The sequence below is a fragment of the uncultured Capnocytophaga sp. genome (genome assembly GCF_963525585.1).
Classification (GTDB): domain Bacteria; phylum Bacteroidota; class Bacteroidia; order Flavobacteriales; family Flavobacteriaceae; genus Capnocytophaga.
In genome coordinates this window covers 24,235-33,794 of the sequence record NZ_CAURLX010000025.1, presented here as the reverse complement: position 1 = coordinate 33,794, position 9,560 = coordinate 24,235, and the positions used below count along the sequence as shown (strand labels likewise).

Annotated in this window: 12 protein-coding genes; all 12 read right to left on the bottom strand. The window is 38.0% G+C overall.

The features are described 5' to 3' along the window. A partial coding sequence (locus RYK20_RS07090) for a hypothetical protein (protein ID WP_314894916.1) occupies positions 1-234 on the bottom strand: 234 nt, incomplete at its 3' end. Between the two features lie 47 nt (positions 235-281). Then, positions 282-770, bottom strand: a complete 489-nt coding sequence (locus RYK20_RS07085) for an SMI1/KNR4 family protein (protein ID WP_314894915.1) — start codon at positions 768-770, stop codon at positions 282-284. Between the two features lie 219 nt (positions 771-989). Further along, positions 990-1,235 (bottom strand): hypothetical protein, encoded by a 246-nt coding sequence (locus RYK20_RS07080; protein WP_314817387.1) that lies wholly within the window; start codon positions 1,233-1,235, stop codon positions 990-992. Positions 1,236-1,301: 66 nt separating this feature from the next. Continuing rightward, complete coding sequence (locus RYK20_RS07075; protein WP_314894914.1) at positions 1,302-1,613, bottom strand: hypothetical protein; 312 nt, start codon at positions 1,611-1,613, stop codon at positions 1,302-1,304. A gap of 280 nt (positions 1,614-1,893) precedes the next feature. Then, a complete protein-coding gene (locus RYK20_RS07070; RefSeq protein WP_314894913.1) occupies positions 1,894-2,274 on the bottom strand; it encodes a hypothetical protein in 381 nt (126 codons plus the stop codon). A 23-nt stretch (positions 2,275-2,297) separates the two neighbouring features. Then, positions 2,298-2,819, bottom strand: a complete 522-nt coding sequence (locus RYK20_RS07065) for a methyltransferase (protein WP_314894912.1) — start codon at positions 2,817-2,819, stop codon at positions 2,298-2,300. Positions 2,820-2,827: 8 nt separating this feature from the next. Further along, complete coding sequence (locus RYK20_RS07060; protein ID WP_314894911.1) at positions 2,828-3,967, bottom strand: beta-ketoacyl-ACP synthase III; 1,140 nt, start codon at positions 3,965-3,967, stop codon at positions 2,828-2,830. 59 nt (positions 3,968-4,026) lie between these two features. After that, a complete protein-coding gene (locus RYK20_RS07055) occupies positions 4,027-4,794 on the bottom strand; it encodes a patatin-like phospholipase family protein (protein ID WP_314894910.1) in 768 nt (255 codons plus the stop codon). A gap of 16 nt (positions 4,795-4,810) precedes the next feature. Then, positions 4,811-5,821 carry an aspartate--ammonia ligase gene (gene asnA, locus RYK20_RS07050; RefSeq protein WP_311456772.1) on the bottom strand — a complete coding sequence of 337 codons (1,011 nt, stop codon included), beginning with the start codon at positions 5,819-5,821 and terminating at the stop codon, positions 4,811-4,813. Positions 5,822-5,839: 18 nt separating this feature from the next. Continuing rightward, positions 5,840-6,526, bottom strand: coding sequence for a 5'-methylthioadenosine/adenosylhomocysteine nucleosidase (locus RYK20_RS07045; RefSeq protein ID WP_314894909.1), 687 nt, complete (start codon positions 6,524-6,526; stop codon positions 5,840-5,842). Between the two features lie 44 nt (positions 6,527-6,570). Further along, entirely contained in the window at positions 6,571-7,182 is a 612-nt protein-coding gene (locus RYK20_RS07040) for a DUF502 domain-containing protein (RefSeq protein ID WP_311456776.1), read from the bottom strand. Further along, positions 7,172-9,550 carry an MMPL family transporter gene (locus tag RYK20_RS07035; protein ID WP_314894908.1) on the bottom strand — a complete coding sequence of 793 codons (2,379 nt, stop codon included), beginning with the start codon at positions 9,548-9,550 and terminating at the stop codon, positions 7,172-7,174. The genes RYK20_RS07040 and RYK20_RS07035 overlap by 11 nt, the downstream gene beginning before the upstream one ends. Between the last annotated feature and the right edge of the window lie 10 nt (positions 9,551-9,560).

Below are 9,560 nucleotides of genomic sequence, written 5' to 3'. Positions count from 1 at the left end.
TAAAAACTCTTCTGAGACAACCATTATTCTATTTCTATAGAAAACCCAGTCAAACCTAACATTTCCCTTGTTTTTATAGGTAAGAAGCATCTGAGAAGGAACATTTTTCATATATTTCCAATCAGAATTAGTAGGATTTTCTAAATCCGATAACTCAGCATTGTAAAAGAACTGGGGCACCCCTGCTCTCCAGCGTGTTGTAGTCATAAACCATATAAATAATTTTTCTTTCATAGTTTTTTATAAATAAACGTTGATTTTCATTATTGTACAGTGCTACATTATATAGCATCATAAGCATCTCCGTATGAGATAAAATATTCTTGTAGCCAGTACCATTGTTGTCCTTTGCAAGCATAGATTCGCTCCAACAATTCTGTAAAACTCTTAGCAATAATAGCCTGCTCGCCTACTACTCCATAGCGATCCCAAAAGCTATCGTAACAATATCCCCATCTGTCTTTTGACAAATCAATGGTGATATATTGAGAGTGGCTATCATCAGCTATGAGAAACCAATTATGACTCATATTCTCCTTATGTTCCTCTCCTATAAGTACTTTATTGGCTCTTTCAAATTCTGTTAGCCCCACTATTTTTATGGAATAGGGAGCCTTTGGAAAGAAAACAATAGAATGATAGTTCTCCAAATAAAACGTCAGATCATCAGGAAGTCCTGAAGGCACATTTTTATGAGGTATAGACAATTTTTGAACCATACAATCTTTGTCTCTCTCTATTTCTACAATTATTTCATTGATTTTTTGCATAAGATAAACTGAGTACCAGCTACTTTCCTAATTTTATTTTCTTCCCTTTAAGGGTATAAGTTCTTTCTAAAGATATATCAATCAATCGTTTTCAACTATGTATTGAGATAAATCATTGTAATCATTAAAATCAAAAGGAACTACGACAGAATATTTCTCATTGACTTTTTTGTAAAATTATAAAATTGGTCTATATATGTCTCTTTTATAGATATAGGACTAAGTATACAATTTGTCTACCAGTTCCTCTGCCAATTTTCCTGATTCTGTCAGTTCATAATCTTTATCAAAGCCATATATATCGAGATAATCTAATGCTAAATCTCTTATTTTATCCATATCATCTTCAGATAACTCAATAATGACTATATGATTATCCTTATAGAAAACGTTAGTAATTATAGATTTTTTTATTAAATCTTGCAAAAAATAATATTGTTTTATCGTTAATTTCACTCTTTGCATAATCTTTTTGCTTTTTTAGTTGAAGTTGATTAACAGATATAATTTTACCCGTTGTTGGATTAATAACTACTTCTGCTTTTTTCCAAAAAAGGACAATACATCATAGTTATAGGGATTTCTAATATATCCATTTTTATTTAGATAAATTGGTGTTTGTAGTGTTTTTAGTAATTTCATTTGCGCATTAACTTCATCTCTGGCAATACTCTTATCCATATTATCAAAAAGATACCCCCATTTGTACGAGGCGATGATATACGAAATAACTTCCATAGGCGCATGGATAGCACGCTCTCCATACCTTTCTGCCTTTTGTTTTATCCCTTTGTAAATTGCATCAAAGCGACCTATTAAGAGAAGAATACATAGTTCAGGCAATATTTCATCATCATAACTTTCATATTTTTAATGTTTCATTCTTTATGATCTATAATATCAGCAAAATATCGATGTAGTTTCTCTATTATAAACTCTTCAGGTATTTAAAAAAAATAGAATAGACTCTTCTGATTCTACATGATTAGAAAAGAAACATAATAGTAAATCTAGTAAATGGAGCTTTCTTTTATTAAAGGGAGCAACAAGCTCTTGTTATAATAAAACAAATTATAAACTTCTACTAAAAGTTTGAAAATCAATTACTTTTGCATCATTGCTTTTATAACTGAGTGTTGATTTCATAGTTTTTTAGATTTACTTTCATCTTTTCGTACTTCCTCTCTAATATTTCTAATACTTCCTCCAATACGTCTTTATGATAGAAATTAGGGTCATTCACACTCTCCATAAGCTTGCTCTTTATATAGATATAAGAACTTATATTCCCCCCATAGGAGGCAATAGTATATAGAAGTTCTGGAATGGTTTCGTCCAGACACTCTTCCGCTTGGATAATGGTATTTACCATCATAATCAGACATAATTCGGACGAAAGCTTATACAAATCCTTAAGTGCATAATCGAAGATTTTTTGAGTATTGGAGTAATCCAATTGCTCACATTGGCTTATAAAGTCTTTATAATTGTCCTTTATATTCATAATAAGAAGTCTTAAGGAAGGTATTATTCCTTTTTTTCAGCATAAACTGCATAATAGCGAGGTACAAAATACCTCAGCAAGGGTCGAAAGCCCAATTTCTGGGTAGGGTGCGTCCATTTTTCACGGTATTTTATTTGCCAGCCTGCTTTTTCTAGGAGCATATCTAATTGCCAGTCTTCAAATTCGTGATAGTGACAGTCTCTGGGATCCTTTTGATTGCGATAGGCTGGAGCAAACCATAAGCGTAAAGGTACTGTTACTAAAAGTTTCTTGGCAGGAAGTTGCTGGAGAACACCAAAGGGATTCACTAAGTGCTCTAGTATCTCAAGAGCTGTAACCATCTCTACTGAGAAGGATTGTAACTGTTCTGGGTATAAGTCCAAATCTTCCCCTGAGGTATTAACTACCTGATACCCTTCCGCTTCCATTACCTCAGAGAAAGGGTTTCTTATTCCTAAGTCTAATATCTTTTGTCCTTGAGGAGCCATTTTTTTTAGAATTGCCAGCGTTCTCTGGTAGCGTTTCTTAGGATAAATTCGATACATTGGTTCCATCAGATAACTACTTTTAGGAAGGCATAGGAATAAGAAAAACGTCCACTTTCAGGCACTGAGAGCAATATTGTATCATCCTGCTTAAGGAGCCCACTATGCATCAGCTCTTCCAGCATCAGATAGGGTGAGGCAGACCCCACATTTCCTACCTTAGGAAGGTTCAAGAACCAACGTTCTAAAGGTATTTCAATCCCTTGGTTCTTAAGAGCTTCATAGAGACGTTCTTTGAAGTATAATGAAGAAATATGTGGGAGAAAATAAGTAATTCCTTCAGGAGCGAGCTTATGCCTTTGTAGAGCAACTTCCATACTCTGAGCTCCTTTCACTAGGATATTTTCATTGAGGAGCTTTACATCTTGCTTAATAGAAAATAGAGAGTCCTTCAGCCACTGCTCAGGAGGATAATCACTCCAGCTTCTAAGAGAACCATCCGCAAGCTTATCACCTCCCGCATACATACAGGCTTCCAATTCGTGTGCATAGGAGAAAGCCTCCATCCATTCTATTTTTAGGGAAATCCCTGAGGAATTAGGTGTATTCTGAAGCAGAAAAGCTCCAGCTCCATCGGAAAGCATAAAGCGCAAAAAATCCTTCCTGAAAGCTAAAATAGGTTGCTCTTCTAGTGCCAATAAAGCATCTATTTCTTGCTGATATTTCTCTGCTCTGAGCCACATAGAAACCCTTTCTGAACCTGTACAAACAGCATTGACACTATTCCCTGACTTCACTGAAAGATAACCAAATTTCAGAGCGTTCATCCCTGAGTTACATACCCCAGAACTAGAGTTAAGCTCTAGAGGGTGTCCTCCTAGGCAACCGTGTACCATCGCTGCGTGCGAAGGTAATAAGCAGTCAGGAGTAGAAGTGCCACAAGAAAGTACTTCTATTGCTTCCTTAGAGAAAGTAGCATCACAGAGCTCTTCCACAGCAAGAGCAGTTAAGTTCGCATTGGAGTGAGTAGGATTGCCTTCTGTATCAAGGGCATAATAGCGTGTTTGGATACCGTTATTTCTCAATACGATACGTCTGGCTTTAGAAAAAGCATCATTTACCTTTCCTAAGAAATCTTCCATCTGTTCGTTACCTATAGGAGCATTAGGAAGGTATTTGCTGGCTCGGGTAATATATACGGGATTCATTGATTTTTAAAAAATTTTATAAAAATATCTTCAGGCCTGCAAAGATACAATTTTTTCTTTTAATTCTCTAAATATTCCCTTAAGGCTTCCAGCTGGGTGAGTGCTTGCTGATAACCATAGTCAAAAGCTTCATCTATCAGTTTGGTATCCAGAACTCGTATATTGTCTAGCTCCTGTAAAAAAATATAGTTACATTTCTTGAACTTTTTCTCATAAGAACCATCCATCACAACATTATATATACGCTGGAAAAACTTGATAGGATTCTTGAGCTCTTTTTCATCTATCTTCTCCAATGGATTTATGAAACTTCCTACAAGAATATCCCCCTTTCCCTTGAGAGGTTCTATAGGGAAATTATTCAATAGTCCTCCATCACAATAGATACCATTGTCTATCTTTACAGGAGAAAAATAAGGCGGCAAAGCAGAAGAAGCTATCAAAGGAGCAATCAGGTCTCCTTTGGAGAAATAAGCTACTTTTCCATCTAACAAATTGGTAGCAACCACTGTTATAGGTATGGAAAGTTGTTCAAAAGTATGACAAGAAAGGTATTTTTCGAACAAAGCTGGATACTTATTACTATCTATAAGTCCCATTTTCCCAAAGGAGAGCATAGAAAACTTAAAAAGAGGCGTCTGCTTAAAGAAGTCTTTAATCTCTTCAGGAGCTATTCCAGAGGCGTAGAGAACTCCTACCAGAGCCCCACCACTAGTTCCCGAAATAGCCACCGGACGAAACTTATATTGCTCCAAGGCTTTGAGTAATCCTGCGTGAGCCAAAGCACGTACACCTCCTCCCGAGAGGGCAAGTGAAAAGGTTTTCATAAGCAAAAATATCTCCTTATAGAAGTTCTATATGGTGTTGCTCACACAGGGCAAGTATTTCTTCTGTCCAGATAGACGCCTGTACTTCTCCTATATGAGCCTTCTGAAGGAAAAACATACAGATACGAGACTGCCCTATCCCTCCCCCAATAGTTAAAGGAAGTGCTCCACTTAGGAGTAGCTGGTGGTAATCCAAGGTTTTTCGTGCCTCCTGTTGAGCCTCTTCCAACTGCTTGAGAAGAGAAGCCTCATTTACACGGATACCCATTGAAGAGAGTTCCAAAGCACTTTCTAGGATAGGATTCCAGAGAATAAGGTCTCCATTGAGTTGCCAATCATCATAGTCAGGAGCTCGTCCATCGTGTTTTTTCCCTGAAGCAAGCTTACCTCCTATCTGCATAATAAAAATAGCTCCTTTTTCTTTAGCAAATACCTGTTCTCTAGCCGATGGAGAAAGCTCAGGGTACTTATCTTCTAATTCTTGAGAGGTGGCAAAGGTGATTTCCTTTGGCAGAAAAGCCTTGCACTTAGGATACTTTTCTACTACAGCGGCTTCTGTACGAAGGAAAACCTCATAGATACTCCTAACTGTTTGCTCAAGGTAAGCCAAAGTACGTTGCTCAGCGGTAATTACCTTTTCCCAATCCCACTGATCTACATAAATAGAGTGCGTATTATCCAGAATTTCATCACGACGAATAGCATTCATATCGGTATAAATTCCCTCTCCTTGAGGAATTCCATAACGCTTCAGTGCTAGTCGCTTCCATTTTGCTAAGGAATGGATGATTTCAATAGTCTCCTCAGGAGCCTCTTTCATCTGAAAGCTCACAGGACGCTCTACTCCATTGAGATTGTCATTTAGTCCTGAAGATTGCTTCACAAAAAGAGGGGCTGATATACGAGTAAGATTCAGTGCCTTTGAGAGTTCTCTCTCAAAGAAGTCCTTGATAAACTTGATAGCGCGCTCCGTATCCATAATGCCATAAGGAGCTTGATAATGAGGGGGAATAATACAGTTTGCCATTATTTTTTTATTAGAAGATTAAAGGTGTTGAATAAAATCTATATTCATCTGTGCTGAAAGCTGGGCAGCCTGCGCCACAAAGGTATCATAGGATACCGTATTACCCTCTCCTGCTTTATCAGAGACAGCCCTGATAATAAGAAAAGGTGTCTGTAGCAGATAGCAGGTCTGTGCAATTGCTGCAGCTTCCATCTCTACTGCAAGCGCTTCGGGAAAATGGGCTTCTATCCACTGACGAGTCTCGGGCTTATGTACAAAAGCATCTCCTGAGACTACAGGTGCCGTGTGTAGAATCGGGCTATACTTACTCACCACTGCCTTTGCCTTATCAAACCATTGCTGGCTAGGAAGATAACTTTCAGGCATCTGAGCTTGTTGCCCCAAGGCATAACCAAAAGCAGTTACATCCACATCATAATAGAGTACTTCAGTAGCCAATACCATATCAAACACCTTACTCTGCTGCAAGCCTCCTGCTGTTCCTGTATTGATAATAAGATCTGGCGTAAAATGCTCAATGAGCAAGGCAGTTCCTACCGCTGCACTTACCTTTCCAATCCCTGAAAGAAGAACAACTACCTGATGGGAGCCTATTTTCCCTTGATAGAAAGCATATTTATGAATATTTATCGCTGGAGGATTTCCCAAATATTCCCTCAAGAGCTGTATTTCGCTCTCCATCGCTCCTATGACGCCTATTTTCATATTCTTTTATTTTCAGAACAAAGATACAACTTTCTATGAAAAAATCAAGACTTCTGCCCTATTTTCTCTTTATTTTTATTTCCTAGAACCGTTCCTCCACTGACAGCAAATTCCATTGCTTGCTTAGCAGAGAATCCTTCTGCTGGCTTTACTTGCTTTTTATCAATGAGAATAACCCATCCTGAAATAGCATAAGAATGTGGCAAATACACACTTACCATCTCGGGGAGCTCCACAAAAGACATATCTTCCTGAGTGAGAAAGCCTATACGCCAAATCTCAGGCGATTCCTGCACTCGTACCCATACAGGCTTAGAGAACTTTTGCTTATCCCCTATAAAAGACCCTATCACCTCTCGAATCGTTTTATAGATGAACTTTATTCCTGGAGTATGTTCCAGTATATAGTTAAGCCCTTCTACTAGGAACTTACCTACCAAAAATCGATTTCCTAGATAGCCTATCAGGGTGGTTCCTATGAGGATAATTCCAAAAACCAACCCTGGGAAACGAGCTGAAAGGTGAGGAATCAGATTATCAATCGTATAGAATACCCACCAGATAATCCAGATAGTAGTTCCCAAGGGACCTATAATCACTACTCCTTGTAGGAAATATTTTAAAAATGTACGTAAAATAGGGTTCTTAGTCTTCATCTTCTCCGAGTACATCTATATGAGGTTCTATAAGGGTTTGTTTGTTGGCTATACTTCGTTCCAGCGCAATAAGCAAGGAAGGAAGCAGAATAAGATTACTTGCCATTGCAAAGAGTAAAGTTGTAGAAATAAGCCCTCCTAATGCCTTTGTCCCACCAAAACTTGATAAAGTAAAGATGGAGAAACCAAAAAACAATACAATAGAAGTATAAAACATACTAATACCCGTTTCCCGCAAGGCAGCATATACAGAACGTTTTACTTTCCAATGATTCTGTACTAGTTCCTGTCTATATTTTGCTAAAAAGTGAATGGTATCATCGATAGAAATTCCGAAAGCAATCCCAAATACTAGAATCGTAGAAGGTTTCAAAGGGATTCCTACATAACCCATCACCCCCGCAGTAACAAGCAGAGGAAGCATATTGGGCACCAAAGAAATAATTACCATCTTAACTGAACGGAACATATAGAACATCATCAGGGCGATAATTCCTATAGTAAGAAGCAAAGACTGTATGAGGTTCCCTACTAAATAATCTGTTCCTTTGGTAAACATATAAGCTTTCCCTGTAAGGCGTACTTTATATTGGTCTTCTGGGAAGAGTTTCTGTGTCTGTTTAGCGATAGCTTCCTCTATACGATGCATCTTTTCGGTACCAATATCTTTCATAAATACAGTTATCCGAGCCGTCTGCCCTGTACTATCTACCAAACTACGAAGCATATCTGCCTTTCCGTTAGAATTTTTGATATAAGAGAGCAAAAACGTACGTTCTTGAGAAGTAGGAAGGTCAAAATATTCTGCTTTACCATTATAAAAAGCCTGCCGAGCGTATTTTACCAACTTTACGACCGAAAGAGGCTGAGAAATTTCAGGAATATCCTCCAAATATTCTTCTAACTTAGCCATACTCTCCAAGGTAGCTGGGCGCATTACTCCATTTTTCCTACCTGTATCCACCGTAATCTCTAGGGGCATAATTCCGCCAAATTCCTTTTCAAAGAAGAGAATATCATCATAGAAGGTCTCACTCTTAGGCATATCCTCAATGATACTCCCTGAAATATGTATACGATAAATCCCTATAATACTTGCCACCAAAAGAGCAACCGCCACGGAAAAAGTAGCAAATCTGTGCTTCTTAACGATACGCTCTATTGCCCCCAAAAGTCCTCCTAACCATTGCTTGCTTAAGTGCTTAAGATGTCTTTCTTTCGGAAGTGGCATAAAACTGTAGATAATAGGTATCAAGCAAAGCGAAATCACATATAAGCACAGAATACTAATAGAAGAAACAATACCAAACTCCTTAAGAATCTTACTCTCGGTAATAATAAAAGTAGCAAAACCAGCCGCAGTAGTAAGGTTGGTGAGCAAGGTTACATTTCCCACCTTAGTAATGACCCGCTGGAGCGCCATTGCTTTATATCTATGCTTGTGAATTTCCTGTTGATATCTGTTAATCAAGAATATACAGTTTGGAATACCTATAACAATGACCAAAGGAGGAATTACTGCTGTAAGAATCGTAATTTCATAATGAAAAAGTCCTAAAAAGCCAAAAGCCCACATCACCCCTATCAACACACTACACATCGAAATAAACATCGCTCGGAATGACCTGAAAAAGAAAAGCAATACCAAGCAAGTAGCCAATAAAGCTCCTACTATGAATAAGCCTATCTCTCCGGTGATTACTTCGGTACTAAGGGTACGTATATAAGGCATTCCTGAGACATACAAAGGCGTCTGCATCTGAGATTCATATTTCTCTATCAAAGGCTTAAGGTCCTGAAGAATAAAGTCTTTACGGATAGCTGTATTTATGATATCTTTACGCAGAGAAACCGCCATACGTAGGGTCGTATGAGCCTTATTATAGAGGAGTCCTTCATACACAGGAGTCTGCTCAAAAAGCTTATGAGTGAGTGTATCTAGCTCCTGCTGGGAGGTAACCTCCTTAGGAAAAAAGTCACGGGTGATAAATTGCTCCTTAAGTGTATCCTTCACCAATTCCTTAATTGTATTGAAGGAAAGCACTCCCTCCACCTGTGGATATTGTTGTAAATCCTTGGCAAGGGCATTCCAGCTATTGAACTGTTCAGGTGTACGTACCCCTTGACTCTCTACTCCAATTACTACCAAATTTCCTTCCTCCCCAAAGAGCTTCAGGAACTGTTCGTACTCCTTGCTTATAGGATGGTCTTCAGGGAGCATATTCGCCTCTGAGTAAGTCATCCGAATAGATTTCCACTGAAAGGCTAAAAATATGGTAATTCCTACAAAAAGTCCTATAAATAGATACCTATTGCGCAATACCAATCGAGCTACAAATATCCAAAAGTTATTTAGTAATTTTCTCATTTTCTTTTCT